Here is a 2,810-nt window from a genome sequence, read left to right on the forward strand (position 1 = left end):
TAAATTCAACGGCGGTTACACTACTGCTCTCATTAACGACCCTACCATGAATGCAGAAACCGGTTCTAAAGCAGTAAGTGTTGGAGGTTCCCGTAATTTAATCATTAGGAATAACATATTCGACGGACCAATGCTGGACGGTTTATCACTCTTCGGAGGATCTGGTGGAAATAACCTGATTGAAGGAAACACTTTTATTGATAATGCTTATGCAATTTACTTTGGAGGAGCATCCACTAAAGGTTCAGTCCTATTCAACAATACATTCATTAATTGTGGTTCATTCAACAGGGATGGAAAAAATTTCACTGCATTGCCAATAATCAGTATTCAAAAATCCTCTGACGGCATCGCTATTAAGAACAATACCTTCAACGTAATTGATGACAATATTATTATAGCTGGTGAAGCAGGTAATGAAGCACACGGTGCTCCAACAAAAATGGGTAATGTAAACATAACCGGAAATATTATCACTCCTTTAGACAGTGCTGTTGATGTGTCTTCTGTAACTTTATTAAACGTTTTGGTAAGGGATGGGGACTCATTTGAAATGGATGAAGCAATCATTGTTAAAGACAATACTTTCCCAAATGGTGTAAAAGGAATTTCAGTCAACTTTGACGGTCATGAAATTTTCACTGCTGATGAAAGTGTAATTAACCAAACATTATACCCTGCAACATTATATGACACTTCCATTCAAGTTGAAGACGTAACTGTCACTGCAGGACAATCTGTCGATTTGAAAATGACTTTAAAAGATTCAAATAATAACACATTAAGAGGTAAAACATTAATGATTGTCATTGACGGTAAAATGGTTTCTGTTAGCACCGATTCAAACGGTGTTGCTACATACTCATTTGTAGAAAATGCTGCAGGCACTAAATATGTCACTATTTCCTACCTGGGTGAAGGCAGTATTTATAAAGCTTCCGTTGCTACAGCCATGGTTACCGTTAACGCAAAACCTGCACCTCCTGTTGTTAAAAAAGCAACCACTTTAACTGCTAAAAAGGCTACTTTAAAAGTTAAAAAGGCTAAAAAAATTAAAGTCACCTTAAAATCTCAAGGCAAAGCGGTTTCAGGTAAGACTGTAACCATTAAAGTTAACAAGAAAACTTTCAAAGCTAAAACCAACTCCAAAGGTGTAGCCACTATTAAAGTTAAAGTAACTAAAAAAGGTAAATTCAATGCTGTAATTAAATTTGCTGGAGACTCAGCTTACAAGGCTGCAAGCAAAACAGTCAGGTTTACCGTTAAAAAATAAGTAGTATTTAATATTACTTTTTCTTTTTTTAATTTTTTATGAATCATTTTTCCATATGCATAATACTTCATTTCATAATTTGAATTTTTGATTATTTTTATTATTTTCAAAATTAAACCGAAATACATTAAAATATTGAATGTAAAATTATTATATATTGATTATAAATCATTTGTTATAAAATTTTAATTGTGGGAAAATATGAAAATCAAGAATGTTTTATCAATACTATTATTTTCATTGATTGCAACATTGTGCATCACATCTGTTGCAGCTATTGATGAAAATAACTTAAACAACGATTCATCAGTATTGGATAGCTCCAATACTTTAGATGAAGATGTAATCAGCATATCTGAAGAAAATGATATTATCTCGGCTCCTCAAACCATCATTGTTGATGAAATAGAATTGAATCACAATGAAATGGGGCCTTCCGGCACCATACAGAACACCATAACTAATAAGGCAAAAGCCGGAGACACCATTATAATTAATGGTCGAAGCTACGTTCATTGTCATTTTGTGGTGGATAAGAAATTAACCATAATAAGTAATGTGGGAACAACCATGGAAGTGTGCCCATCCAATACGGCGGGATCAAACCATCATGGAATATTCTACATTTCACCGCAAGCCAGCGGAACTGTGATTCAGGGGTTCACCTTCGTAAGTGATGTGAGCGACAGCGATGACTATGGAGTTTTAGTCAGTGGGGCTTCAAATGTTGTAATAAAAGATTGCAAAGTATCTAACACAGGTTATTCTGATGCTATACGAATTGAAAACTCAAAAAACACACTAATTGAAAATGTCAGTGTTTCCGATGCGGGAAACGGTATCAGAATCAAAAATTCACAGGGAACCATTGTGAGGAATTCAATTGTTCAAGACTCAGACAATGGAATTTGTGATGTTGACTCAACCCGATCAACAATCACTTCAAACAATGTTTTCAAAAATAATGTGGGCATCTCAGTTTCAGGCAGTTCAAATAATCCGACAATCAGCTTCAATAACATTACACTTAACGAAAATGGTATAAGTTTAACCTCCTCTGAAACTATAAACATCTTAAGCAATTACATTGCACTCAATAACAATCATGGGGTTTACGTTAACTGTAAAATTAAAAAAATAAACATCATAGGGAACTTCTTTTATAAAAACGCATATGAGGAAGTGTTCAACGATGTGAACACTAAAGGATTATACGTAAAAGGTGGAGAAAACCTGGAATTTATTAACAATAATTATTTTGTAGGATTCGATAATCGTCCGGTGCAGCGTGCAAGCAGTGTTGGCGGCGGAGTATTCCTGCAGTACGCATTTGAACTCAACACCAATGTCGCCTGCCCAATCATTTACTCAACATATGATGTGCAATGGGCCGTTAAAAATTATAGGCTTCAGCTGACTGAAATAACCCAATCAAAGAAAGGTGTCTATTCAGTTTCCATTGTTGATGCGAACGGAAACGCTGCAAAAGGCTTAAGTTCAGTTCCAGTAACATTTTACCTAAACAAAAACAATAATT

At 34.9% G+C, this 2,810-nt stretch carries 2 protein-coding genes; both read left to right on the plus strand.

The window, feature by feature from the left end; translation table 11 throughout:
- Nucleotides 1–1,273 (plus strand): right-handed parallel beta-helix repeat-containing protein (locus QZU77_RS10685; RefSeq protein WP_295603951.1); only part of this gene is annotated, 1,273 nt, incomplete at its 5' end.
- A 201-nt stretch (nt 1,274–1,474) separates the two neighbouring features.
- Nucleotides 1,475–2,810 (plus strand): nitrous oxide reductase family maturation protein NosD (locus tag QZU77_RS10690; RefSeq protein WP_295603953.1); only part of this gene is annotated, 1,336 nt, incomplete at its 3' end.

This window comes from uncultured Methanobrevibacter sp. (genome assembly GCF_902774605.1).
Classification (GTDB): domain Archaea; phylum Methanobacteriota; class Methanobacteria; order Methanobacteriales; family Methanobacteriaceae; genus Methanocatella.